30 protein-coding genes and 1 riboswitch are annotated in these 24,862 nt (G+C 42.1%); of the genes, 18 read left to right on the top strand and 12 right to left on the bottom strand.

Annotated features, from left to right (window positions below; translation table 11 throughout):
- Position 1: 1 nt before the first annotated feature.
- Positions 2 to 991 carry a zinc ABC transporter substrate-binding protein gene (locus MHH54_RS13920; protein WP_342500351.1) on the bottom strand — a complete coding sequence of 330 codons (990 nt, stop codon included), beginning with the start codon at positions 989 to 991 and terminating at the stop codon, positions 2 to 4.
- A 214-nt stretch (positions 992 to 1,205) separates the two neighbouring features.
- Here MHH54_RS13920 and MHH54_RS13915 point away from each other — a divergent pair, with 214 nt between their 5' ends.
- Complete coding sequence (locus MHH54_RS13915) at positions 1,206 to 1,772, top strand: carbonic anhydrase (RefSeq protein WP_106028995.1); 567 nt, start codon at positions 1,206 to 1,208, stop codon at positions 1,770 to 1,772.
- A 1-nt stretch (position 1,773) separates the two neighbouring features.
- On the opposite strand, the gene yidD is transcribed toward MHH54_RS13915, so the two are convergent.
- Positions 1,774 to 1,998, bottom strand: coding sequence for a membrane protein insertion efficiency factor YidD (gene yidD / locus MHH54_RS13910; protein WP_003217666.1), 225 nt, complete (start codon positions 1,996 to 1,998; stop codon positions 1,774 to 1,776).
- 126 nt (positions 1,999 to 2,124) lie between these two features.
- Between yidD and MHH54_RS13905 the strand changes: the two genes are divergently transcribed.
- Together MHH54_RS13905 and MHH54_RS13900 are read left to right on the top strand one after the other, a co-directional pair.
- The gene (locus MHH54_RS13905; RefSeq protein ID WP_003217624.1) at positions 2,125 to 2,598 is read left to right on the top strand and encodes an S-ribosylhomocysteine lyase; all 474 of its coding nucleotides are present in this window, start codon (positions 2,125 to 2,127) and stop codon (positions 2,596 to 2,598) included.
- 114 nt (positions 2,599 to 2,712) lie between these two features.
- Positions 2,713 to 3,147, top strand: coding sequence for a FixH family protein (locus MHH54_RS13900; protein WP_003217735.1), 435 nt, complete (start codon positions 2,713 to 2,715; stop codon positions 3,145 to 3,147).
- An 8-nt stretch (positions 3,148 to 3,155) separates the two neighbouring features.
- On the opposite strand, the gene ytzI is transcribed toward MHH54_RS13900, so the two are convergent.
- Positions 3,156 to 3,302 (bottom strand): YtzI protein, encoded by a 147-nt coding sequence (gene ytzI / locus MHH54_RS13895; protein ID WP_003217544.1) that lies wholly within the window; start codon positions 3,300 to 3,302, stop codon positions 3,156 to 3,158.
- 131 nt (positions 3,303 to 3,433) lie between these two features.
- Between ytzI and MHH54_RS13890 the strand changes: the two genes are divergently transcribed.
- The 4 genes from MHH54_RS13890 to MHH54_RS13875 all read left to right on the top strand — a co-directional run bounded on the left by MHH54_RS13890 (position 3,434) and on the right by MHH54_RS13875 (position 5,101).
- Positions 3,434 to 3,871, top strand: a complete 438-nt coding sequence (locus MHH54_RS13890; RefSeq protein WP_003217576.1) for a Dps family protein — start codon at positions 3,434 to 3,436, stop codon at positions 3,869 to 3,871.
- A gap of 125 nt (positions 3,872 to 3,996) precedes the next feature.
- Positions 3,997 to 4,188, top strand: coding sequence for a hypothetical protein (locus tag MHH54_RS13885; protein ID WP_003217712.1), 192 nt, complete (start codon positions 3,997 to 3,999; stop codon positions 4,186 to 4,188).
- Positions 4,189 to 4,344: 156 nt separating this feature from the next.
- Positions 4,345 to 4,749, top strand: coding sequence for a phage holin family protein (locus MHH54_RS13880; protein ID WP_003217754.1), 405 nt, complete (start codon positions 4,345 to 4,347; stop codon positions 4,747 to 4,749).
- 43 nt (positions 4,750 to 4,792) lie between these two features.
- Positions 4,793 to 5,101, top strand: a complete 309-nt coding sequence (locus MHH54_RS13875; RefSeq protein ID WP_003217683.1) for a hypothetical protein — start codon at positions 4,793 to 4,795, stop codon at positions 5,099 to 5,101.
- Between the two features lie 29 nt (positions 5,102 to 5,130).
- Here MHH54_RS13875 and MHH54_RS13870 read toward each other — a convergent pair whose 3' ends face one another.
- Positions 5,131 to 5,922: an AIM24 family protein gene (locus tag MHH54_RS13870; protein ID WP_003217675.1), complete on the bottom strand. Its 792-nt coding sequence runs from the start codon at positions 5,920 to 5,922 to the stop codon at positions 5,131 to 5,133.
- 22 nt (positions 5,923 to 5,944) lie between these two features.
- A complete protein-coding gene (locus MHH54_RS13865; protein WP_003217746.1) occupies positions 5,945 to 6,598 on the bottom strand; it encodes a TerD family protein in 654 nt (217 codons plus the stop codon).
- A 248-nt stretch (positions 6,599 to 6,846) separates the two neighbouring features.
- Between MHH54_RS13865 and ytkD the strand changes: the two genes are divergently transcribed.
- On the top strand, positions 6,847 to 7,323 hold the full coding sequence (gene ytkD / locus MHH54_RS13860) for an RNA deprotection pyrophosphohydrolase (protein WP_034665337.1): 477 nt from the start codon (positions 6,847 to 6,849) through the stop codon (positions 7,321 to 7,323).
- A gap of 31 nt (positions 7,324 to 7,354) precedes the next feature.
- Here the strand turns inward: ytkD and MHH54_RS13855 are convergent, their stop codons facing one another.
- Genes MHH54_RS13855 through MHH54_RS13845 form a run of 3 tightly spaced genes read right to left on the bottom strand, consistent with a single transcriptional unit; the run spans position 7,355 to position 9,923 of the window.
- On the bottom strand, positions 7,355 to 8,149 hold the full coding sequence (locus MHH54_RS13855) for an ABC transporter permease (protein ID WP_003217647.1): 795 nt from the start codon (positions 8,147 to 8,149) through the stop codon (positions 7,355 to 7,357).
- A complete protein-coding gene (locus MHH54_RS13850) occupies positions 8,136 to 8,906 on the bottom strand; it encodes an ABC transporter ATP-binding protein (protein ID WP_106035199.1) in 771 nt (256 codons plus the stop codon). Before MHH54_RS13850 ends, MHH54_RS13855 begins: the two co-directional genes overlap by 14 nt.
- Before the next feature lie 15 nt (positions 8,907 to 8,921).
- Positions 8,922 to 9,923 (bottom strand): ABC transporter substrate-binding protein, encoded by a 1,002-nt coding sequence (locus MHH54_RS13845; RefSeq protein ID WP_003217688.1) that lies wholly within the window; start codon positions 9,921 to 9,923, stop codon positions 8,922 to 8,924.
- Between the two features lie 173 nt (positions 9,924 to 10,096).
- On the opposite strand from MHH54_RS13845, the gene MHH54_RS13840 reads away from it, so the two are divergent.
- Genes MHH54_RS13840 through MHH54_RS13815 form a run of 6 tightly spaced genes read left to right on the top strand, consistent with a single transcriptional unit; the run spans position 10,097 to position 15,233 of the window.
- A complete protein-coding gene (locus MHH54_RS13840; RefSeq protein ID WP_342500350.1) occupies positions 10,097 to 10,825 on the top strand; it encodes a carotenoid biosynthesis protein in 729 nt (242 codons plus the stop codon).
- On the top strand, positions 10,794 to 11,540 hold the full coding sequence (locus MHH54_RS13835) for a lysophospholipid acyltransferase family protein (RefSeq protein ID WP_342500349.1): 747 nt from the start codon (positions 10,794 to 10,796) through the stop codon (positions 11,538 to 11,540). The genes MHH54_RS13840 and MHH54_RS13835 overlap by 32 nt, the downstream gene beginning before the upstream one ends.
- Entirely contained in the window at positions 11,525 to 12,652 is a 1,128-nt protein-coding gene (locus MHH54_RS13830) for a glycosyltransferase (RefSeq protein WP_106035201.1), read from the top strand. Before MHH54_RS13835 ends, MHH54_RS13830 begins: the two co-directional genes overlap by 16 nt.
- Positions 12,649 to 14,130, top strand: coding sequence for a phytoene desaturase family protein (gene crtI, locus MHH54_RS13825; protein WP_106033017.1), 1,482 nt, complete (start codon positions 12,649 to 12,651; stop codon positions 14,128 to 14,130). The genes MHH54_RS13830 and crtI overlap by 4 nt, the downstream gene beginning before the upstream one ends.
- Before the next feature lie 26 nt (positions 14,131 to 14,156).
- A complete protein-coding gene (locus MHH54_RS13820) occupies positions 14,157 to 14,951 on the top strand; it encodes a prolyl oligopeptidase family serine peptidase (RefSeq protein ID WP_106033018.1) in 795 nt (264 codons plus the stop codon).
- Between the two features lie 39 nt (positions 14,952 to 14,990).
- A complete protein-coding gene (locus tag MHH54_RS13815) occupies positions 14,991 to 15,233 on the top strand; it encodes a DUF2584 domain-containing protein (RefSeq protein WP_342500348.1) in 243 nt (80 codons plus the stop codon).
- Between the two features lie 45 nt (positions 15,234 to 15,278).
- Here the strand turns inward: MHH54_RS13815 and pckA are convergent, their stop codons facing one another.
- Entirely contained in the window at positions 15,279 to 16,865 is a 1,587-nt protein-coding gene (gene pckA / locus MHH54_RS13810) for a phosphoenolpyruvate carboxykinase (ATP) (protein WP_003217554.1), read from the bottom strand.
- Between the two features lie 227 nt (positions 16,866 to 17,092).
- Positions 17,093 to 17,226, top strand: a riboswitch (SAM riboswitch).
- 195 nt (positions 17,227 to 17,421) lie between these two features.
- Here pckA and metK point away from each other — a divergent pair.
- Positions 17,422 to 18,624, top strand: a complete 1,203-nt coding sequence (metK, locus tag MHH54_RS13805) for a methionine adenosyltransferase (RefSeq protein WP_050943510.1) — start codon at positions 17,422 to 17,424, stop codon at positions 18,622 to 18,624.
- Between the two features lie 148 nt (positions 18,625 to 18,772).
- The gene (asnB, locus tag MHH54_RS13800) at positions 18,773 to 20,671 is read left to right on the top strand and encodes an asparagine synthase (glutamine-hydrolyzing) (protein ID WP_106028996.1); all 1,899 of its coding nucleotides are present in this window, start codon (positions 18,773 to 18,775) and stop codon (positions 20,669 to 20,671) included.
- Between the two features lie 143 nt (positions 20,672 to 20,814).
- On the opposite strand, the gene MHH54_RS13795 is transcribed toward asnB, so the two are convergent.
- Positions 20,815 to 21,330 (bottom strand): gamma carbonic anhydrase family protein, encoded by a 516-nt coding sequence (locus tag MHH54_RS13795; RefSeq protein ID WP_342500347.1) that lies wholly within the window; start codon positions 21,328 to 21,330, stop codon positions 20,815 to 20,817.
- 45 nt (positions 21,331 to 21,375) lie between these two features.
- Between MHH54_RS13795 and MHH54_RS13790 the strand changes: the two genes are divergently transcribed.
- Both MHH54_RS13790 and MHH54_RS13785 read left to right on the top strand, forming a co-directional pair.
- Positions 21,376 to 22,155: an alpha/beta hydrolase gene (locus MHH54_RS13790; protein ID WP_003217757.1), complete on the top strand. Its 780-nt coding sequence runs from the start codon at positions 21,376 to 21,378 to the stop codon at positions 22,153 to 22,155.
- Positions 22,156 to 22,185: 30 nt separating this feature from the next.
- The gene (locus MHH54_RS13785; protein ID WP_106033021.1) at positions 22,186 to 23,265 is read left to right on the top strand and encodes a tetraprenyl-beta-curcumene synthase family protein; all 1,080 of its coding nucleotides are present in this window, start codon (positions 22,186 to 22,188) and stop codon (positions 23,263 to 23,265) included.
- 15 nt (positions 23,266 to 23,280) lie between these two features.
- Here the strand turns inward: MHH54_RS13785 and MHH54_RS13780 are convergent, their stop codons facing one another.
- Both MHH54_RS13780 and MHH54_RS13775 read right to left on the bottom strand, forming a co-directional pair.
- On the bottom strand, positions 23,281 to 23,862 hold the full coding sequence (locus MHH54_RS13780; RefSeq protein WP_106033022.1) for a class I SAM-dependent methyltransferase: 582 nt from the start codon (positions 23,860 to 23,862) through the stop codon (positions 23,281 to 23,283).
- The gene (locus MHH54_RS13775; protein WP_003217704.1) at positions 23,859 to 24,824 is read right to left on the bottom strand and encodes a TIGR01212 family radical SAM protein; all 966 of its coding nucleotides are present in this window, start codon (positions 24,822 to 24,824) and stop codon (positions 23,859 to 23,861) included. The genes MHH54_RS13780 and MHH54_RS13775 overlap by 4 nt, the downstream gene beginning before the upstream one ends.
- Positions 24,825 to 24,862 lie beyond the last annotated feature (38 nt).

Here is a 24,862-nt window from a genome sequence, read left to right as displayed (position 1 = left end):
ATTAATCATTTAAAGCGGTTTTTAAGGTCTTTAGATTTTGTTTCATTAAGCTGACGTAGCTTTCGCCATTTTTGGCATCATCTTCAGTAATAGATTCTAGATTTTTAAGTGTGAGGCTTTTTGCCCCAATTTCACTGCGGATCGTATCTGAGACTTTGCTGCTGACGTTGTTTTCAAAAATCACATATTGAATGTGATGCTTTTCAGCTTTTTGTACAATGCTTTCGAGCTGCTTTTGTGAAGGCTCTTCAGAAGCGGATAACCCTAATACACTGATTTGTTCAATGCCGTAGCGCTTTTCCCAATAACCGTAGGCTGCGTGGGAAACAAGGATTTCTTTATGTTTTGCTTTAGATAACGTTGTGTTGAACTCTTGATCTAGCGATTGCAAATCCTTTTTTAGTTTTTCATAGTTTTTTGTGTATTCGTCTTTATGATCTGGATCTAATGAAACGAGTGTATCTTTAATGTTTTTTGCCATTTGCTGTGCATAAACAGGGTCTAACCATGCATGAGGATCTTTATCTCCGTGATCGTGTCCATCATGGTCATGATCTTCCCCTTCATGATCGTGATCATGGTCTTCGCCTTCTTCATGTGAATGCTCTTCTTTTGTCGATAACAATTTGATGCCTTCGGCTGCTTTGACTGTTTTCACGCCTTGGTCTTTTAACGTAGAAGCGGTTTTGTCAGCGAATGATTCAGCGCCTGTGCCGCTGTAGATGAAGGCGTCTCCTTCAGCCATTTCAACCATCGTTTTTGAACTTGGTTCAAAGCTGTGTGCATCTGCATTGGCAGGGTACACGCTTTGCGCATGAACATGAGAACCACCAATTTTTTCAGTGAAATCTTGAATCGGGAAAATTGTGGTGTAAACGGTTAGTTTTCCGTCTGCTTTCCCTTTTGAAGCATTTGTCCCCGCACTGCTTGAGCAAGCGGCAAGACCGATCGCAAATAAAGCAGCTGTTAACATATAAAAGATTTTTTTCATGTGAAAAATGTCTCCTCTCAATCTATTAGATAGAAATGATTACGATTTAATGTCCTGAGTTATTGTATCGTAATAATTACGATTTGAAAAGAGGAAAATAAAAAATTTTCAACAGCAGATGTTTCCTTTTAAAAAAATGCACTGCAAAACGTGACGAAATTTCTCACATTGTGCTATATTTATTTTTAAAAAAAGATAAAGGAATGGACAACGTATGAAACTTTTAGAAGAAATCATCGAATATAATCAACAATTTATTGAAGAAAAGAAATACGAAGAATTTACAACAACGAAGTTTCCACAGAAAAAAGCTGTCATTCTGTCATGTATGGATACAAGACTTGTCGAGTTGCTTCCACGTGCAATGAACATGAGAAATGGAGATATCAAGATCGTTAAAAGTGCTGGTGCTCTTGTGTCTCATCCATTTGGAAGTATTATGCGAAGCATTTTAGTGGCTGTTTATGAATTAAATGCTGACGAGGTTTATGTCATTGGGCATCATGATTGCGGTATGAGCAAAATAGACAGCCAAACACTTTTAAACAAAGCCATTGAGCGTGGTATCCCAGAAAAACGTATTGAAGTACTGGAATACTCAGGAATCGATTTTAAACAGTGGCTCAAAAGCTTTAGTTCGGTTGAAGAGAGCGTGAAGGACAGTGTGTCCGTTGTGAAAAATCACCCGCTTCTCCCATCAAATGTGCCTGTGCACGGTCTTGTCATTGATCCAGGAACTGGCAAGCTTGACGTAGTCGTCAACGGATATGAAGAAAAATAATTTATTTTTCCTTTTTTGGCGGGACAGGATCGATGCCGCCAGGATGGAGCGGATGACATTTTAAAATCCGTTTGATGGTGAGCCAGCCGCCTTTTAAAGCGCCATGCGTTTTGATCGCTTCTAGCCCGTAGTTTGAGCATGTTGGGTAAAACCGGCAGCTAGGCGGTGTAAGAGGGGAAATACACTTTTGATAAAAGCGTATGATGCCGATAAAAATTTGTTTCATAGAAGTTCCTCCTTGTCTGTCTTTCACAGTATAAGAAAAAAGGACAAGGAAGGAAAGTTTTATAAACTAAACTGGTCGGAGAAATATGTTATAATATAGGAAATTGCAATTATAGGAGTGGTGATTATGCCTTCAGTTGAAAGCTTTGAACTTGATCATAATGCTGTAAAAGCGCCATACGTTCGTCATTGTGGCGTTCATAAAGTGGGATCAGATGGAGAAGTCAATAAATTTGATATTCGTTTTTGTCAGCCAAACAAACAAGCAATGAAACCTGATACGATTCATACATTAGAGCATTTACTTGCGTTTAACATTAGAACACACTCAGAGAAATACGACCATTTTGATATCATTGATATTTCTCCAATGGGCTGCCAGACAGGCTACTATTTAGTGGTCAGTGGTGCACCAACTCCAAAAGAAATCGTTGAACTTCTTGATGCAACATTCAAGGATGCAGTTGAGGTAACAGAGATTCCTGCTGCAAACGAAGAGCAATGCGGTCAAGCGAAGCTTCATGACCTTGAAGGGGCAAAACGTTTGATGCGTTTCTGGCTTTCTCAAGATCAAGAAGAGCTTCTCAAAGTATTTGGTTAATCGATCATAAACCGGACATGATGATGTCCGGTTTTTTTGTATTCGATCATGAGATGTCAAAATAGGGGATATTTGTTAAAATGGACATGTCAGTAAAAGAAGGGGGAACTCGGGATGCGAAAAATGTTGGGAATGATATTGATGCTCTTGTTACTAAGTGCATGTGGGAACTCTGCAGCAAATAGTGGCGAAGGGGAGGTACCTGAGCTATTAGAAGTGAAGCTTACAGGACCTGAACAAGTGGAGAAAAATGAAAGCGTTATAGTAAAAGCAGCTGTCACATATGGTGATACGCCTGTTGATGATGCAGACGAAGTTCAATTTGAAGTGTGGAAAGATGGCGATAAGGATAACAGCAAGATGATTCAGCCAAAGAAAGAGAACAAAGGTGTATATGAATTGCATACAGCCTTTAAAAAAGATGGCCTTTATATCATACAAGTCCATGTGACAGCTAAACAGCAGCATAATATGCCAAAGACAAATATCCATGTAGGTGATGTGAAAAAAGAGAGTTCATCTACTGAAGAAGAAACCTCACATCATTAAGTGTCATTTTATTTCGGGTTAGGACGTTGGTTTGGTTCAGCATCCTGTGGTGAATCGACTTTATGCTTATATTCATAAGCCTTCGATGTTGTCCATAGTGATAAAAAGACAACGATTGAGATAATGATAAAGCTGATAATCCCAAGTAGCAGCATCTAACTCCCTCCTTATTTCCATATTAACATATATTTCATGCAGTCAAAATAGAAGAAATTCATGGCAGGTTTCAGTATAATAGGAAAAGGGTATTCTCATACTAAACGCAATTACATAAGGAGGAATAAACATGTCTGAAAAATTATTAAACGTCGTTAATAAACAAGTAGCTGATTGGACTGTGCTTTACGTAAAATTACATAACTATCACTGGTACGTAAAGGGAAAAGACTTCTTTACACTCCATGAGAAATTTGAGGAACTTTATACAGAAACAGCGACGTACATTGATGATTTGGCTGAGCGTATGCTTGCGTTAAATGGACAGCCTGTTGCGACAATGAAAGAATGCTTAGAAATTTCTAGCATTCAAGAAGCTGAAGGTAATGAATCAGCGGAGCAAATGGTGAAAAATCTATATGATGATTTCTCCAATATCGCTGAGGAATTAAAGCAAGGAATGGAGCTGGCTGGAGAAGTTGGCGATGAAACAACAGGTGATATGCTGCTTGCGATTCATCAATCTATTGAGAAACACAACTGGATGCTTAAAGCATTTTTGGGATAATACGTATGTGGAAGGAATGTCGATCATGAAGAGATCGACATTCCTTTTTTGTTGGAATCGGGACAGACAGCCCATTGAAATCATAGGGCTTTCAGCCGAAGAGAAAAGAGAAGGGAGGGGAGAAGATGTCTTCTATTGCAGGAATGATGAGTCAGCAAGTCGCGAGCATTCAAAAAACACTTAATATTAGTTTGTTGAATTCACAGCTTGCTACGAATACAGCACAAGCCATGGTCATGCTGGATCAAGTTCAGCAGCAGCCTCAAGCTGTTCAACCAAAGGATTCAGACGCTCGCTTTATTGATGTGAGAGTCTAAAGATGGAAGCCGCCGCACAAGGTGGCTTTTTTTCTTGTCATCACTCTCTCTGATTTAAAAGGCGACGCCTTTATTTTTTGTCGTCCAAGCTATTGCGAGGATCTGACATATACTATTGAGGTAAGGAGTTCCACTCTGAAAGGATGTTGATGCCAAGTGAGCAAAGATTTAGGCATCTTTTCGTTGTTTACAGTCAGTTTGTCAGCGATGGGCTTTCTGTTTGGTGGAGCAGGATATTTACTGATGATATTAGTAACACTCATGGCCATTGAATTAATTTGTTCAAGCCTAAGAGAATCTTTGACAGGACAGCTCACAATGAAACGTTTTTCTACACGGCTTGTTCGAAAGATTGTGACGGTCTCCTTAATATCCATGGCGCATTTCTTCGATGTCATGCTGAAGACAAATGGGATGATTAAGGATTTAGCGATCATCTTCTATATTATTTATGAATCTTACCAAATCGTCTCGACAGCCAATGCCCTCGGAATTCCCATTCCACAGTTGTTTATTGATGTGTTGGACATGTTAAAAAATAAATTGCGCAAAAAGCCGTAATTTCTTCATATCTGGTCATACTAAAGGAAAAAGGATGAATCAGATGACGAGACACACATATTATGTATCCGTACAGGATGGGTCGATATCTCAGCATAGAGATGCGGCGGCTTGGCAATTTCAAATAGAAGCAGACGATGATCAAATTTTGCAGCTGAGAGACTATTTCGATGAACAGTATATGACAGATTGGAAAGGCTTCTTTCGAGCGCATGTTCCGTATCTTGAATATCATTATGACAGTCCGAATGATGAAATGGATCGAAAAAGAAAAGAGATATACTCAATGATTTTCGAGCTCGGGAATGAAGAGACAAAGAACTTTATTGAAACAAATGGATTAATGAATTGAAAAAGCATGTAGAGATTTTCTACATGCTTTTATTTTCGCGGTTGTAAGATGCCTCCGATCAGATCACTAAGCCCGCCTCTATTCTCTTGCTGAGATGTCTGTGAATTAGTGAATTCATGGGAGGAGTTCTGGCTCTGAGGCTTATAACGGTTATCATCTAAACCAACCCGTAAGCCGGATGTACGCTCAGATGGCTGGATAATGACAATTTGGTCTTGTTCTTGGAACTCAAATAAGTAGGATTCACCAGATGTTTGTCCGATGAGGGTCTTCCAGTTCACATCTAATTTGACCTTCGGTGCTTTACCTGTCCAAGCGACGATGGCGTCAGGGTCTACACGGCAAGGGGCTTTTAAAATGAGCGGGTTTCCATTTGTTTTAATGGCGACCTGCGCCCCGTGGCCTTGATAGGAGAGCTTTGATGTAAACAGTCCTTTCTGTGATAAAATCCCTACGCCTACTGGTGTCACGCCGTAATGACATTCCTCAGTAAAGGCAAGTAAATCCTCACTTTCTACACTTACATGCTGCCAAGGACCGCTCGGCTCAAGGTTAATCACTGTCACGTGCTCGCTGGAATCAGCCAAATAACAAGTACCTTGTCCACTTACTTCCATCACCTCAAGGTTTTCACCTGTCAATTTTCTGCTGATATGGTTAAATACTTGACTGACCATATTTCCTTTGTTCGTACCGAGTAGTCGTTTGCGGTATTGAAACGTACCTTGATCGGCAATCATTGCGCCTTTTTTCGCAAAAAAGATTCCGCTGCCTTCTGCTTGTAAAGTGAGTTCTTCTATTGTGTTGAATTGAAATCCCATTGGTGCCGGCTCCTTTCCTGCGTCAAGATGTGAATCCATAGATGCGGCATAAATCATTTAAATCTAGCGTAGTTCCTTGTCCGGTGGCGATAATTTTCCATTCTTCCTCATCTCTTATGAGTTGGGCGCAAATGATGGAGGTACAATACGAATAATCTTCTGTTAATTGAAAGGTACAAATCTCTTGTTGTGATATTTGATCAGTCAGATGCACATAAGCGTTCGTCACTTGTCCAAAATGATGCTTGTGCTCGTGTGCATCATGTATCGTGGCTGTTACAACGATTTTATGAATATCAGGAGAGACTCTGCTTAATTGCATAATGATCATTTCATTGTCTCGATATCCGCCGCCAACTTGATGATCACCAAGATGGCGAACAGCTCCGTCTAAGCTCTGCTGCTGATGATAATAGATCAGATGGCTTGGAGACAACAGTTTGTCCTCTTCATTTAAGAGAAACACTTGCGTATCTAAATCAATTGGCTGGCCAGCCAAATCCCAGCCAAGCCCGATTTGAATTTGGTCGATATTTGGATTGTCTTTAGTTAAATCTAGCTTTTGCCCTTTGATGAGGTGTTTCTTGATCACCTCATGAGGGGCGTCATCTTTTTCAATTTTACTGGGCGTAAGCGATTGATCTTTTTCTTGTTTTGACCCATTTGTTATCCTCATGCTGTTTTCCTCCTTGTCGTAATAGGACAAACACTAATTGATTTACGTCATCAAGGGATAAAAGGTTTCATGATTAAAATAGGGTGAAGTTGGGGATGATAAAAAGGTTTTAGCAACAAGACCTCATTTTAAATACAGACGAAATGAAACCACTCGTTTGTTTCACTTTTGATAAAAATTCTTCAGAGAAATGTGATCTGTGGTATGATGTTTTACAAGAAGCAAGGACAGGATATGAGGGATTTTACATGCATGTATTTAAAGACTATTATCATAATACGGTCAAGCTCTCCTTTGAAGAGAAGCCTTTTTCAAGTCATCCAAAGCATGTTTGGGCTATCTGCCGTTACCAGGGGAAATGGCTGCTCACTGAACATGAGGATCGGGGCTATGAGTTTCCAGGAGGGAAAGTTGAGCCAAATGAAGAAGCAGACCAAGCCGCTATACGTGAGATTCAAGAAGAGACGGGTGCTGTTGTTCGTGAATTAACGTATATTGGTCAGTATCAGGTGCTAGGCAGAGAAAAGGTCATCGTAAAAAATATTTATTTCGCTGATATTGAAAGGCTAGTGAAGCAAGACACGTATTTTGAAACGAAAGGACCTGTTCTTTTCGCAGACTTGCCAAGATCCATCGCAAAAAATAAGAATTTCAGTTTTATTATGAAAGATGATGTGTTAAGACAAAGTCTTGCTTATTTAGAAAAGAACGGTTTGATTCGTTAAAAAAAGCGCAGGGAGATCATCCCTGTGCTTTTTATTTTTGGAGAAAACGGCGTTCGAGCCATTCCACAAGCTGGTACATGATGGTCGCAAACACAGCAATAATGAAAAGACTTAAGAACACGAGTGTAAAGTTGAAGACTTGAAAGCCGTAAATGATCATGTAGCCGAGCCCTTTTGAGGATACAAGAAATTCCCCTACAATGACCCCAACCCAAGAAAGACCAACATTCACTTTGATGGCAGAAATCATCGTTGGAATACTAGCTGGCAAAATGACCTCACGAAAGACGACGCTTTTTTTCGCGCCAAAGGTTTTCATCACCTTTAAATAATTCTCATCGACCTCTTGAAAGGCAGTGTAAATGACGATCGTCGTAATGATCACACTAATGATCGCACCCATGGCGACGATGCTGATCATACCAGGTCCAAGGGCAACAATTAAAATGGGGGCGAGGGCAACTTTCGGCATGGCATTTAAAATGACTAAATAAGGATCAAGAACGTTTGCTAATCGGGTGGACCACCATAAGGCGGCAGCGAGCAAAATGCCGCAAAAGGTACCAAGTAGAAAACCGAGCACCGTTTCAAATAATGTAATACTCATATGATTCATTAGAGAACCATCTTGAATTTTTTGCACAAACAATTGGCAGACCGCAGATGGCGAACTGAAAATAAGCGGATCAATGAACCTGAAATGACTGGCAAGCTCCCAAAGCGAAAAGAAGCTGGCGAATATGATGAGCTGATAGATACGTGTGATCCGTTTTTCCATTCGATATTTTTTGCGATAGGCTTCATGTAAAAGGTCACTGTGTTTCAACTGTTTTCAGCTCCTTCCAAATCGTTTGAAAGAGCTCTTGGAAATGCGGGGTCTGTCTCGCTTCAAATGGAGAGAGAGCCCTTATGTCGTCTGGAACGGTAAAGATTCGCTGGATAGAGCCTGGGTGCTTTGAGAATAAGAAAATGCGGTCACTCATCGCAATGGCTTCACCGATGTCATGTGTCACAAGAACCGCTGTTTTTTGATAGTCTTTTAATGTGTGAAAGACGAGATCTTCTAATGTGAGTTTGGTTTGGTAGTCTAGCGCTGAAAATGGCTCATCTAGTAAAAGCAGACCGGGATCAACTGCAAGCGTTCGGGCGAGAGCCGCACGCTGCCTCATTCCGCCAGACAGCTCCTTCGGATATTTTTCCTCGACTTCAGGCAGTCCAAGCTTTGGCAGTAAATCAAGGGCAGCTGAGACGGACTCATGTGAATCTTGTTTCGCAATTTTTAACCCGAGAATGACATTTTCCTTGATGGTCTTCCAAGGAAACAAATAATCTTGCTGGAGCATATAGCCGATTTGATGCTCCTGTTGATTTGGTTCTTTTCCTTCGATTAAAATTCGACCTTCAGAGGGCGGCGTAATTCCTGCGATGATAGACAGCAAGGTGGTTTTTCCGCAGCCGCTGGGACCAATAAATGAGATGAATTCACCTTGGTCTATCTCCATATTGATGTGCTGTATAGCTGTTGTTTTTTCTTTTAAAGAGAAGTACGTATGGGTCACATGGTCAATTTGAAGGAAAGACATGTGCTACCTCCTATTCTATTTGTGATCTGTGACCTTCTTTGCAATGGATGAATCGACAAGTTGTTTGTACGGAATAAATTCCGGCAATTCACCGCTCTCCTTCATGATTTCCTGCAATTTGTTCCATTCTTCTTCATTTAGAAGGGGATCCGTTGCATAGGAATCTTGCTGTTTGTAGCGTTTGATGGCAGTTGATAAGACATCAAGGTCTGTATCAGGAAAATGAGCTTGAATGGCCTTTGCAATCTCCTCAGGCTGCTTGGCTTCTACCCATTTCTGCGCTTTGTAAATGGCTCGGGTGAAGGCTTCAGCGGTCTCTTTGTTTTCCTCTAAGTAACTCTTCTTTGCCATGAAGGTGGTATATGGCACCTTGCCAGAAGCTTCTCCAAAGGAGGCGGTAATGTACCCTTTACCTTCTTTTTCGAGTAAGGAAGCGGTCGGTTCGAATAACTGTACAAAATCGCCAGTTCCAGAGGAGAACGCACCTGAAATGTTGGCAAAATCAATATTTTGAATCATACGAAGATCCTTTTTTACATCAATGCCTTCTTTTTTCAAGACATATTCACCGACCATTTGCGGCATGCCGCCTTTCCGCTGTCCTAAGAAATCTTTACCTTTTAATTGATCCCAAGAGAATTGGTTTACTTTCTCCCTTGAAACAAGAAATGTGCCGTCTGTTTGCGTCAGCTGTGCAAAGTTTATGACAGAATCCTTTGTGTCTTGAGCCTCTACATAGATAGAGGATTCAGACCCGGTCAGGGCGATATCAGCACCGCCTGATAAGAGAGCTGTCATCGTTTTATCGCCGCCCCAAGTGGTTTTTAGTTCAACCTCCAGGCCTTCTTCTTTGAAGAAATCCTCTGATAAGGCGACATATAGCGGAGCATAAAAGACCGAATGGGTCACCTCGGCTACTTGTACGGTCTGCTCCTGTTCTTTTTTACAGGCGACAAATGGAATAAAGAGCAGGACGACGACGATGAATGCCAGTCTGACTTTGATGGAACGATTCAAGAGTAATTCGCCTCCTTTGTTCTAGATCACTATTAAAGTATGTGAAAAGGGATTTTTGGTGAGTGCCTAGATGAAAATAAGAAGCGCATTGTTTATTTATAGAACGCGTCTTTTTTTCTATACTAGAGGCATGAAGACTTTCTTGAATTTGGCAGAAATAAAGGAGCGGTTTCGTGTATAGATTGAGTTGGGTATTTATTGGATGGTATTTAGTAGGTCTGATCTTAATGGTCTTTTTTGAAGTGCCAGCATGGCTTCAGTTTGCAAACGGAATCTTTCTTGTGCTGTATGCTTGCTGCGTCATAGAGATTGGGCGACAGATTTATGGCTCATGGGGATTTGTCATCAAAAGGGCAGTCATTGTCGGGGTGCTTACATTTACGGTGGAGTGGGTAGGGATCACAACGGGGTTCCCATTTGGGGCCTATGACTATTATCCGACGCTAGGTTTTCTAGTGGCGGGGGTGCCGTTAACCATTGCATTTGCTTGGGTTGGCGTGTTTTTAAACAGCCTTTTTTTATCCAGTCAGCAGTCAAAGTGGAGACGAGCCGTCGAAACGGGGATATGGATTGTGTTGCTTGACCTCATATTAGATCCAGTAGCAGCTGAGCGGAAGTTTTGGGTGTGGTATGACGGCGGTGGGTTTTATGGTATTCCTTTTGAGAATTTTGTGAGCTGGGGTATGATTGGAGCAGGACTTTCATTTCTTTTCCCGCTTGTCTCAATTGATCAAAAGGCACTCAGCTGGACGAGTCGTATTTATCAGGCGATGGTGTTCTTTTTTGGTCTTTTGGCATTAAAGGGCGGACTCGATGTCATTTTTTATTTAGCACTGATCATTGTCATTTTGTGTGAAGGAAGGGTTCGATTTGGAAGAAAGCGACAAAAGCCGATCGTTTAGACGTCTATTTTCACTTTATCTAGAGCGATATTTGCTCCATAAGCATTTCCGCTGTGTGATGATGAAAGGCTCGGTGGACCCGAAGGAAAACCTGCCTGTTCTTTATCTCGCCAATCATAGCTCATGGTGGGATGGACTGATCATTTTTCTTTTAACAGAAAAGGCGTCTGAACTTGATCACTACATGATGATGGAAGAGAAGCAGCTGAAGCAATATGCTTTTTTCCGTAAGCTTGGGGCGTTTCCGGTTCATAAAGAGAACCTGAGAAGCGTGAAACAAGCTTTAATGACAGCAAAAGAGAACATGCAGGATGGCGGAGCGGTATGGCTTTTTCCACAGGGGAAAATTATGCATCAGGACGTGAGACCGCTTGAACTGGAAGGCGGGGCTTCTTTTTTAGTGAGGCAATTTGAGCAAGTCGTGGTGAAGCCTGTAACCTTGCAGTATACATTTAATCAATATCAAAAGCCGATAGTTTCTGTTGTGTTCGGTGATGATGCCATCGTATCTGGAAGCTCCCTGCGAAGCAAGGATATGACGCGTATGCTTGGCGATCTGCTTGAAACGCAGTTAAACAGGCATCAAGCACAGGTCATTGCGGATCCTGATTTTTCAATAAACGAAGAATTTAAACAGATCACAAGGACAAGTCAGTCAACAAGTGATGCGTTTGATTCTTTTAAAAAGTGGGTGAGAACATGGCACTCTTCTTAACTGTAATCAGTGTGCTGTTGCTTTGTCAGTTTCTATTCACCATATGGAATATGAAGCAGTTTCCCGTGTTAAAGCCCGCTTCCTTTTCATCAGATGAACCCATTTCGTTATCGATACTGATTCCGGCTAGAAATGAGGAGAAACGGATAGAAGCCTGTCTTCAGTCGATCGTTAATCAACGTCTTTATCCGAAAGAGGTGATTGTACTTGATGATCATTCGACCGATCAGACAAGAGCGATTGTGGAGCGCTTCTCACAAACATATCCATGGATTCGTGTGCAGTCAGGCCGGCCGTTAAAGCCAGGCTGGCTAGGAAAATCATACGCCTGTTCTCAGCTCGCTGAGGTGGCGGCTTCTGATTGGCTGCTTTTTTTAGATGCGGATGTCCGGTTGAAACGGGGAGCAATTGAAGCTGTGTACGAGCAGTTATGCGCGCAAAAAACGGGCATGCTGTCAGGCTTCCCAGAGCAAAAAACAGGCACTTTCTTTGAGCATCTTGTCGTTCCCATGATGATGTTTACCATTGGCTGTCATCTACCTGTGAAGTGGGTCAGAAAATCAAAGAATCCGGCTTTTGCCGCCGCGCATGGAGGCTTTATTGCCATTGAAAAGAGTTGCTATCACAATATCGGCGGGCATGAAGCGATTAAGGATTCGCTAGTGGATGATATGGCATTGGCTAGACGGGTGAAGGAACAAGGCTTACCGTTCACACTAGCAAGCATTCATCCATTTGTGTATATGAGAATGTATGAGAGTGGACAAGAGGTTTGGAAAGGCTACCGGAAAAATTTGTTTCCAGGTGTGAATCGAAGCATTGCTTTGTTAAGCAGTGTCTTTTGTTTATACACCCTGCTTTATTTGGCTCCTGTCATTTGCTTGATGATGGCTTTGCTGCAGCTGAATGTGCTCAGTATATGCTTAGCCATTCTTTGCTACGGACTGGGTGTGTCGATCAAAGCGGCAATTGATATTGAGAACGGAAGAACATCTGCAATGGCCTTTTTATTACCGATCAGCATTTTAAGTCTGATCGCCATTGGCCTTGCTTCTATGAAAATCGGGCTGAAAAAAGAAGGGTATGAATGGAAAGGGAGAAGGTACGAATGAAAAAAGTGATCATCATCGGCGGCGGTCTTGGCGGATTATCAGCAGCGATCCGCTTACAGTCACGCGGAGTTCAGGTCACCATATTAGAAAAAGAAGCGGCTTTAGGCGGGAAATTGCAGCGTCATCAGGGGGCTGGCTACTCTTTTGATCTAGGACCGAGTACCATTACAATGAAGTCATACTTTGAGGAAGTATTTGCTTCCTGTCATAGACGGATGGAGGATTACGTCACATTTTATCCGATTTCTCCTCTGACCAAAAATGTTTTTTCAGATGGACATACGGTCGAATTTACGCCGAATATTGAGCAGATGGAATCACAAATTGCAGCATTCAGTCCTGAAGATGCGAAGCAATACCGTGCATTTTTACAGGAATCAAAGATGCTTTTTCAAAAGGCTGAGGATCAGTTTTTAAATCGCTTGTTATTGACGTGGAAGGATAAGGCGGATGTAAAGCTCGTGAAAGCCCTTCTTTCTGTCAAACCGTTTACAACCGTTCAACGCTTGCTGCGTCAATATTTCCATCATCCGCATACATTGGCGATGTTTGGACGGTATGCTACTTACATCGGCTCTTCTCCCTATCAGGCTCCGGCTATTTTTAATATGATGGCGTATTTAGAAGGGGAGAAAGGGATATATGGCATAAAGGGCGGTACATATCGTTTAGTTGAAGCATTTGAGACTTTGGCAAAGGAATTAGGCGTACAGATTCACCTGAATGAACAAGTCAACAAGATTCATGTGAAGGACCGGCGAATCAAAGGAGTAGAAACGGCTCACCAGATGTATGAAGCAGATCAAGTCATTGCCGGAGCGGACGCGCTGACTGTCTACCGCCATCTGATTGATGAAAAAGACCGCCCAAGCTTTTTAAATCAAAAGCTTACTGCCATTGAACCGTCACTATCTGGCTTTGTTCTCTTATTAGGTGTACCTAAAGTCTATGAACAGCTGTCCCATCACAATGTGTTTTTCCCAGAGAATTATGAGCAAGAATTCAAGGATATTTTTCAGAAAAAACAACTGCCTCAGGATCCAACGCTTTACATCTGTTATTCAGGTCATTCAGAACCAGCTTTAAGCGGAGGACCGGGAAGAAGCAACTTGTTTGTACTGGCGAATGCGCCTTATGTGACAAATGAACACGATTGGGACATGCTAAAGGAGACATACCCGCAGCATATGAAAACAAAATTAAAGGAAAAGGGTCTCTTTGATCTGGATAAGGTGGCCGAATATGAAGCGGTTCAAACTCCGCTTGATCTGCAGCAGAAAACGGGTGCATATCATGGAGCCATTTATGGTATGTCTTCCAACTCGTTCAAGCAGGCGTTCTTCCGCATCAATAATCAGTCAAAGGACATTGAAGGGCTATGGTTTGTTGGAGGAACGAGTCATCCAGGCGGCGGCACGCCGATGGTGACTAAATCAGGCCAGCTTGTAGCAGAAGCGATCATCAAGCATTTGACGTAAGAACAGATGAAAAGGAGAGAAATCAAGTGATTGTGGAAAAAAGAAGGTTTCCGTCCCCCCATCCGCATATTCACTTATTTACAGTGACCTATGAGGCAGATGGACTTCGGATCAAAGGGCTGCTCGCAGAACCGGCCGGAGAAGGTCTCTATGACGGCTTTTTGTATTTAAGAGGCGGCATAAAAAATGTGGGAATGGTCAGACCAGGCCGGATTGTGCAATTTGCCGCGCAGGGATTTGTTGTATTTGCGCCCTTTTACCGAGGAAATCAGGGAGGCGAAGGGAACGAAGACTTTGCCGGAGAGGACCGGAAAGATGCTTTTGCTGCCTTTCAGTTGTTAAAGCATCATAAAAAGGTGAAGCAGGAGCGTATTCATATCTTTGGTTTTTCGCGCGGAGGCATTATGGGCATTTGGACCGCTGTTGAAATGAAACAGGAGGCCGCTTCCTTTGTCACATGGGGAGGCGTTAGTGACATGAAACTGACTTATGAAGAGCGTGTGGATATGAGACGAATGATGAAGCGTGTGATTGGCGGCCCGCCTCATAAGGTGCCAGAGGCATATGAGAACAGAACCCCTTTAAATGATGTAGACAAAATTGAAGCGCCTGTTCTCATCATCCACGGAGAAGAGGATCAGAATGTATCCATTGAGCATGCGTATTTATTAGAAGATGCGCTGCGCCAGCACGGAAAGTCAGTGGAGACTTGGTATTTCCATGGATACAACCATTATTTTCCGCCGCAGCATAATCGGGAAATTGTCAGAAGGCTGACGACGTGGATGCACAGCCGGAAAAGCGGAAATGTGGTAAAATAAGCAGTATAACGAATTTTAGAAAGTAGGGGGATTTTCAATATGGGAATGCCTGTTGAATTTAATACAATGATTGTCACGAAGGGAAAAGAGACAAGAATTGAAGAGAATGTATTTAAGCTCATGAAGGAAGGGTACCGCATTTATCCATTAAATATTCCGCTTGAGGTGCGTAAAACGAAAGACGGAGAAAAAACAGGGACAGCACACGTTGAAAAGTTAGAGCTTACAGACAATGTGACAAAGGTCACTTACCGTCTCGTCTCATTACATTCAACAAACTAACAAAAAAAGCTGAGGGAATGATTCCCCTCAGCTTTTGTCATTTGATTATACGAGTGGTCCGCCTTTGGCTTCAATGTCACTTGCTGCGTGGCTGAATTTTTGGAAGTTCTTTTTAAATTCATTGGCAAGGAAGTGTGCTTTTTCTTGATAAGCCTCTTGGTCATCCCATGTTTTAGAAGGTTGAAGCACTTCATCTGGAACGCCAGGAATATGAAGCGGGATGTGTAATCCAAAGATGTCATCAGTGATCATTTCGGCGTTGTCGAGGTCGCCTTCGATCGCTGCTTGCACCATTGCTCTTGTATGCGCTAGGTTCATACGTTTGCCTGTACCATAGCCTCCGCCAGTCCAACCTGTATTCACAAGGAATACTTTTGCGCCGTGCTCATCAATTTTCTTGCCAAGCATTTCAGCATAGACGTGAGCTGGAAGCGGCAAGAATGGTGAACCGAAGCAAGTAGAGAATGTCGTTTCTGGTGATGTGACACCGCGCTCAGTTCCTGCTAATTTACTTGTGTAACCGCTCAAGAAATGGTACATCGCCTGTTCTTTTGTTAAACGGCTGATTGGAGGTAAAACGCCAAATGCATCAGCTGTTAAGAAGACAATGGCAGATGGGTGTCCTGCGATACTTGGCGTCACGATGTTATCAATCATTTCGATTGGGTAAGCAGCGCGTGTGTTTTCAGTAAAGAACGTGTCATCATAATCCGCTTCACGTGTTTCTTCATCAAGCACAACATTTTCAAGAACTGATCCGAAGCTGATGGCTTTGTAGATTTGCGGTTCTTTTTCTTCGCTTAAGTTCACACATTTCGCATAGCATCCGCCCTCAATATTGAAGACTCCTGAGCCAGACCAGCCGTGTTCATCGTCACCGATCAGCTTGCGGCTTGCGCTTGCAGAAAGCGTCGTTTTCCCAGTACCTGAAAGGCCGAAGAATAGTGCGACATCGCCTTCTTGACCGACGTTTGCTGAGCAGTGCATGGATAAAATATCTTGCTCAGGAAGCAGGTAGTTCATGACAGAGAAGATGGACTTTTTCATCTCTCCTGCATACTCTGTTCCACCGATCAGAATGGTACGTTTTTCAAAAGAAACGATAATAAACGTTTCAGAGTTTGTGCCATCTGTTTCAGGATCTGCTTTAAAATGCGGTGCAGATAAGATGGTGAACGGTTTTTCGTTTGAAGAAGGTGTTGATCCGTCAGGTCTGATGAATAGCTGCTTTGCAAAGAGATTGTGCCATGCAAATTCGTTTACCACTGTAATTGGCATACGGTATCTTTCATCTGCACCGGCAAATCCTTCAAAGACGAATAGTTCATCACGTTCTTTTAAGTATGACACAACCTTTGTATATAAACGGTCAAATGCTTCTTTAGAAATCGGCTGGTTGACTTGACCCCAATCAATTTTATGTTCAGAGCTTTCTTCTTTCACGATAAATTTATCTTTAGGCGAACGTCCTGTGTAGGCACCCGTTGTAGCACGGACAGCTCCTGTTGATGTTAAAACGCCTTCATCACGTGCCAAAATCTTTTCAACAAGTTTCGGAACAGATAAATTTTGGTGCGTATTTTCTAATGAGAGCAATGACTGCAAATCTTCTTTTAAATCCACTGAGTTCATAAAAAAACCCTTCCTTTACCGTTGAATTTGTTTTGTTTCGATTAGTATAACACATTAATAACAATAGTCTATACTATTTAAATATTTTTGTGTGTGTTTTTTCATTTCTGCTATGAAAATATGCTTTTTGGTGATGCTAATAACGTGGTGAAAAAAAGGGAAGATAATTCTGATGAAGCATTGACATGATGCAAGTATTTAAGATAAGATATCTTATTGAACGGATACTCTTATCCCGAGTTGGTGGAGGGACAGGCCCGATGAAGCCCAGCAACCGGTTTCTTATGAAAAGGCATGAATATGCTGAGAAACCAAGGTGCTAACCTGATGCAAGGTACAAGAACACCTTGAGCGATAAGAGTGAAAGGCATGCGATCTCAGACCCTTTCCTCGCAATGAAGGAAATGGTTTTTTTATTTTTGGGATATCATATGAACAAATTGCCAATAACATCTCTAATAGAAACGTTTTCAAATATAAGAGGGAACGAGTTCCGTATCATATTGGAGACCTCATCTTGGGATGATGTGGTCTTGTACAGGAGGAAATAGCCATTATGAGTCAAAATCGTCGTTTATTTACTTCAGAATCAGTGACGGAAGGACATCCGGATAAAATCTGTGATCAAATTTCAGACAGCATTTTGGATGAAATTTTAAAGAAAGATCCAAATGCACGTGTTGCCTGTGAAACTTCTGTTACAACGGGTCTCGTATTAGTAAGCGGAGAAATTACAACGTCTACTTATGTCGATATTCCAAAGACGGTGCGTGACACGATTAAGGAAATTGGCTACACGCGTGCGAAATATGGTTTTGATGCGGAAACATGTGCAGTGCTCACATCTATTGATGAACAGTCTGCTGATATTGCGCAAGGTGTAGACAAAGCGCTTGAAGCACGTGAAGGCACAATGACTGAAGAAGAACTTGATGCGATTGGTGCAGGTGACCAAGGATTGATGTTTGGTTTTGCCAACAACGAAACCGAAGAACTGATGCCGCTGCCGATTTCACTAGCGCATAAATTATCTCTCCGTTTAACTGAAGTACGCAAGGATCAAACACTTGCTTATCTACGTCCAGATGGAAAAACACAAGTAACAGTAGAATATGATGACCAAAATAAACCTGTTCGTATTGATACAGTGGTTATTTCAACGCAGCATGCACCAGAAGTAACGCTTGAACAAATTCAAAGCGACTTAAAAGAGCATGTCATCCGCCCTGTCGTTCCGAGTGAACTAATTGATGAACAGACAAAATACTTTATTAACCCAACTGGCCGTTTCGTGATCGGTGGACCTCAAGGGGATGCTGGTTTAACTGGACGTAAAATCATCGTTGATACGTATGGCGGATACGCTCGTCATGGCGGCGGTGCTTTCTCTGGGAAGGACGCAACAAAGGTTGACCGTTCTGCGGCATACGCTGCTCGTTACGTAGCGAAAAACATCGTAGCTGCTGGCCTTGCAGATTCTTGTGAAGTACAACTTGCTTATGCAATTGGTGTTGCACAGCCTGTATCGATTTCAATTGATACTTTCGGAACAGGAAAAGCTTCTGAAGAAAAATTAATTGAAGTGGTTCGTGCGAACTTCGATCTTCGTCCAGCTGGCATTATTAAAATGCTTGACCTGCGTCGTCCGATCTACAAACAAACAGCTGCATACGGACATTTCGGCCGTCATGATTTAGATCTTCCGTGGGAAAAAACGGATAAAGCCGATACGCTTCGCAAGGAAGCATTAGGACAATAACAACATATAAAACCGCTTATTTTAAGCGGTTTTCCTTTTGATTAAAAAAAATTCTACAAAAAGCGAAAAAATGTGAAACAAAATCGGACAAATAACTGTCTAATTATAGGTCTACTTTTAAGAAATAACATAACGTGGAGGCAATAATATGTGTGGGTTTGTTGGTGTGTTTAATCACCGTCCATTGTCCGAAACTACTGAGCAGGAAGAGTTAATTAAACAAATGAATCGTCTCATCGTTCACCGTGGTCCGGATGATGAGGGGTACTTTCATGATGAGCATGTAGGATTTGGATTTAGACGTTTAAGTATTATAGATGTTGAACACGGAAAGCAGCCGCTTTCTTATGAAGATGAAAAGTACTGGATTATTTTTAACGGGGAAATTTATAACTATGTGGAGCTGAAGGAAGAGCTTGTGAAAAAGGGCTATACGTTCAGCACAGATTCTGATACGGAAGTACTGCTTGCCACATACCGTCATTATAAAGAAGAAGCGGCTTCTAAGCTTCGCGGCATGTTTGCATTTTTAATTTGGGATAAAGAAGCGCAGCAATTATATGGCGCAAGAGATCCTTTTGGCATCAAACCGCTTTATTTCACACAAATGGATGAGCAAGTGTACTTTGCGTCTGAGCGCAAAAGCTTGATGGCTGTGAACGAGAACATTTTATTTGATGAGACTTCATTGCAGCAGTACATGTCGTTCCAATTCGTTCCTGAGCCAAATACGCTTGATCAAAAGGTGCATAAAGTTGAGCCTGGTCATCAGTTTATTTTACGCCCAGGACAGGAGATCGAATTTAAGACATACTGGAAAGTTCAATTCAAGCCTGAGCAAACACAAGAACAGAAGTTAATTGAAGAAGTACGAGATGCGATCTATGATTCTGTGAAAGTTCACATGAGAAGTGATGTACCTGTTGGTTCATTCCTATCAGGTGGTATTGATTCTTCCTTCATCGTGTCTGTCGCAAAGGAATTACACCCTGAGCTAAAGACATTCTCTGTTGGCTTCCAGCAGGATGGCTTTAGTGAAGTCGATGTCGCGAAGGAAACAGCTGACAAGCTAGGCTTACAAAACTTCAGCGCCGTCATTTCTCCAGAGGAATATATGAACGAGCTTCCGAAGATTGTCTGGCATTTAGACGATCCTTTAGCTGATCCGGCAGCGATTCCATTGTATTTCGTGGCAAAAGAAGCGAAGAAACAAGTGACGGTTGTTCTTTCAGGTGAAGGAGCGGACGAGCTGTTCGGTGGATATAATATTTACCGTGAGCCTCTTTCTCTTAAACCATTTGAATCTGTACCATCTATGCTGAAAAAGCTTCTTCTTCGTCTGGCTCGTTTAATGCCAGAAGGAATGAAAGGGAAGAGCTTTATCGTTCGCGGCTGTACGCCATTAGAGGAACGTTATATCGGTAATGCGAAAATCTTTGAAGAGCCAGTGAAGAAAAATCTCCTCAAACATTATGATCCAAGCATCACATATCGTGACATAACGAAGACATACTTCGAGGAAAGCGCAGGCTACAGTGATATTAACAAAATGCAATATGTTGATATCCATACGTGGATGCGCGGAGACATCTTATTAAAAGCAGACAAGATGACGATGGCGAATTCTCTTGAGCTTCGTGTTCCATTCCTTGATAAGGTCGTTTTTGAAGCGGCTTCTAAAATTCCAGAAGAGCTGAAAACAAAAGATGGCACAACGAAATATTTATTGCGTAAAGCAGCAGAAGGCATTGTGCCTGACCATGTGTTAAACCGTAAAAAGCTTGGTTTCCCTGTGCCAATTCGTCATTGGTTGAAAAATGAGATGAATGCTTGGGCAAAAGACATCATCAAAAACAGTCAAACAGATGAATACATTAACAAAGAGTATGTGCTTGATTTATTAAATGAGCATTGTGCTGGTAAAGCAGATCATAGCCGTAAGATTTGGACCGTCCTTATCTTTATGATTTGGCACAGCATTTATGTGGAGCGCAGCATTGATCCAGAGCAGTTGAATCATCAACCGAAAGAAGTTATCTTTAGTTAATGAAAAAAGGTTTTCAGCACAAAGCTGAAAACCTTTTTTGTTATGATAGAAAGCGGCGGAAAAGGGTAAAATAACAAGCGGTTCATAGTTATTGCTTAATATCCTGAAAAAAACATGATAAAGTGAAGATAACGCGTATGATGTTAACGGGGTATAAGGGAACGATAGTATTGTCCTTTTTCTACATATTCTCTACGGATTCTGTCCATGTCTTGGATATCTTCATCTGTTAACTGCCGGACGACCTTGACTGGACGGCCGAAAGCGAGTGATCCTTTTGGAATGACCTTTCCTTGAGGGACAAGACTACCTGCACCGATAAAGGCACCTTCGCCAATTTCTGCACCATCGAGAATGATAGACCCCATACCAATGAGGGCATTTTTTCGAATGATTGAGCTATGTAATGTGACTTGGTGTCCAATGGTAGCACCATCTTCTATAAGAAGTGTTTTTCCAGGACTTTGATGCAGACAGGATAAATCTTGAATATTGACGTTTTTTCCAATTCTCACAGGAGCGACATCGCCTCTGATGACGGTTTGGAACCACACGCTCGAATATTCTCCAATCGTGACATCTCCTGTAATGGTGGCGTTATCTGCGACAAAGACCGATTCATGAATCTCAGGTGTAAACTTATGATATGGATAAATCACTTTTTCGACTTCCTTTCTTAATACAACATTTGTGAGGTGTTTACTTTGTGGACTTGGCATGCTGAAAGACCAGTTGGTACAATTGTGATAGTACATGGTGCGAGTGAATATCACGGCCGATATAAATGGCTGATCGAAATGTGGCGAAATGCCGGCTATCACGTCGTCATGGGTGACCTGCCTGGGCAAGGGACATCGACACGTGCGCGTGGCCACATTCGTTCGTTTCAAGAATACATTGATACAGTAGATGAATGGATCGAACATGCGAAATCATTCAGGCTTCCTACTTTTTTACTTGGACACAGTATGGGCGGACTCATTTCAATTGAGTGGGTCAAGCAGTATACCCATACGAAGATTGATGGCCTTATTTTATCATCACCTTGTTTAGGTCTGCAATTTAAACCGAAGAAGCTAATGGATTTTGCATCAAAAGGTCTAAATGTGCTCGCACCGTCCTTTAAAGTCGAGTCAGGGCTGTCGATTGAACTAGCCACACGAAATCAGGCTGTGATTGAAGCAGACTCAAATGATTCCCTTTACGTAACAAAGGTGTCGGTTCGCTGGTACAGAGAGCTGATCAAAAATATTGATGCAGCCATGCAGCCTACGAATGTATTTAAATCGATTCCGCTCCTTTTAATGCAGGCGGGCGATGATAAGATCGTCGATAAAACGAGGGTGATCAAATGGTTCAATGGCATTGAATCAACCAATAAATCATATCGTGAATGGGAAGAGCTGTATCACGAAATTTTTAATGAACCGGAAAGAGAAGATGTGTTTAAGGCAGCAAGAGCCTTTACAGATCAATATATTTGATGGTGAGCTTTAAGTTAGGGGTGGATTGATTTGTCAGTACCAGAGCGTCCTTTTGCACTGATGACAAAGGTGTATAAAGATATTTTTCCGCTTGTTCATCAGGAGCTAAGAAAGTGGCGGGCTCATGCAGAAATGATTGAAAATGAAGAACTGCGTACGCAGGCGTTAGCGAGCATATCGAGTAAAACCTTCCACTGCGAAGGCGGAGGTATTTTATCTCTTCTAGCAGGTGAGGCGAAAGAAACGTGTATTGAATTCATTGTGGCGTATCAAACCATCAGTGATTACTTAGATAACCTGTGTGACCGCAGTACGTCGCTTGATCCAAAAGATTTTCATATGCTGCATCAAGCGATGAGAGATGCGCTTGATATTCATGCTGAGCTCAAGCCTTACTACCAATTCCGTGATGATCAAGAGGATCATGGGTATTTACACTCGCTTGTCCGCACATGCCAAGACGTGCTGTCGCGTCTTAAGCATTATCCGATCATTCAGCCATATTTACACACGCTGTGCGATTACTACAGTGATTTGCAAGTACATAAACACGTCGTTCCCCATGAGCGGGTTCCGCGGCTAGAATCGTGGTTCCGCCAATATGAAAAGGATTTGCCTAAGATGGAATGGTATGAATTTTCAGCTTGTGCAGGATCAACGTTAGGGATTTTCTGTCTTGTGGCGTATGCGTTGCAGCCGGACTTTACAGAAAAGCAGGCGAAGCAAATATACGAAAGCTATTTCCCTTATATTCAAGGTCTGCACATTTTACTTGATTATTTAATTGACCAAGAAGAAGACCGGCTGGGGGGAGATCTGAACTTTTGCTCCTACTATGCCTCTCATCATGAGATGATGGATAGACTTCAGCATTTTATTGAAAAAGCGGATGAGCAGCTGAAAGGCATTCCGCACGAAAACTTTCACAAATTAATTAACAGAGGATTATTGGCAGTCTATTTGTCCGATGAAAAAGTGACAGCCCAAAAAGAGATGAATAAGCTGGCAAAACGGCTGATCAAATCAAGCGGGAAAACATCGTTCTTTTTCTATATCAACGGAAGAGCTTACCGGACCTATCAGAAAATGCCTTGGATGAAATCCTCATAAAAAAGCTCAAATCCATTAGGATTTGAGCTTTAGCTTTTTTTCAATGGCGACCACAAAAGGCGGGTCGTTTTGAATATTCATGTATTGATATGATAAAACTTGTACCTCTTCATGAGGAAGTGATCTGCAATAGTCGAGAAGCACTTCTTTTTCTCTTTTCCCTTCGGGGTGTCCATGATAAATCACAAGGACGATCAGCCCTCCTGGTTTAAGCCAGTTGAGGAGCTGCTCAATGGCTTCAATGGTTGTATGGGCCTGAGTGGTGACGGCTTTATCGCCTCCGGGCAAGTACCCAAGGTTAAACACCGCGCCAGAGATATGTCCATAAACATCTCTTGGCAAGTGTTGAGCCAGTTTTTCATGACCATCGTGAATGAGATGAACATATGGATATCCCTCGCCAAGCCTTTTACGCGTCTGCTGTATGGCTTCTTCTTGTACGTCGAATGCGAAAACTTGTCCATCATGACCGACAAGATCAGCTAAATAGAGTGTATCGTGGCCATTTCCCATCGTTGCATCAATAACGATGTCGCCTTTTTGACAAGCCCGTTCTAACAGCTCTTTACTAAAAGGGAGCATGCGTTTCAAGATCATTTTGCTGCTTCTTCCAATCTGACGAAACGTTTGCCTTGGTAGCTGTTACGTCTTTCAAGCTCAGCATTAATGGCATTTAATACTTCCCATTTGTTTACACTCCACATTGGACCAACCATTAATTCAATCGGGCCATCGCCTGTAATACGATGAATAATCATTTCTGGCGGCAGGATCTCCAGCTGATCACAAACAAGCTGGACATATTCTTCCTGGCTTAGAAACTCCAATTTGCCTTTTTCATATTGCTTGACCATTGGGGTTCCTTTTAAAAGGTGAAGCAAATGAATTTTAATTCCTTGCACATCTAAATCAGCAACAGCTTTTGCTGTCTCCATCATCATGTCCCGATTTTCAAGAGGCAAGCCGTTGATGATATGCGAGCAGACACGAATGCCGTGTTTTCGCAGTTTTTCTACACCTTCTACGTAGCATTCATAATCATGGGCACGGTTAATAAGCATCGCTGTCCGTTCATGAACCGTTTGAAGACCAAGCTCTACCCAGAGATAAGTCCGCTCATTTAATTCAGCTAAATACTCCACCACGTCATCTGGCAGGCAGTCAGGTCTTGTCGCAATAGATAAGCCAACCACACCATCCAAATTCATCACGGTTTCAAATTTTTCCTTTAAAACAGGAAGCGGGGCGTGTGTGTTTGTATACGCCTGAAAATACGCCATATATTTTCCGTCTTTCCATTTAGTATGCATCCGGTCTTTGATTTCGTTAAATTGAGTGATGAGATCATCCGCACGGTTTCCTGCAAAATCACCAGATCCTGCGGCACTGCAAAATGTACAGCCTCCGTGGGCTACAGTACCATCACGGTTTGGGCAGTCAAAGCCGCCGTCTAAGGCCACTTTAAAAACTTTATGACCAAAGTGCTCTCGCAAATGATAGTTCCATGTGTGATAGCGTTTTTCGCTGTTTGAATATAAAAAAGGGTTATGCTGATCCAAGTCAGTAACCTCCTTGCGTAATAATAGGCATCCTTAAA

Origin of the sequence: Bacillus sp. FSL K6-4563, from assembly GCF_038630405.1 — a bacterium.
In the GTDB taxonomy this organism is placed as follows: Bacteria; Bacillota; Bacilli; order Bacillales; family Bacillaceae; genus Bacillus; species Bacillus pumilus.
This window is presented reverse-complemented; position numbering and strand designations above follow the sequence as displayed.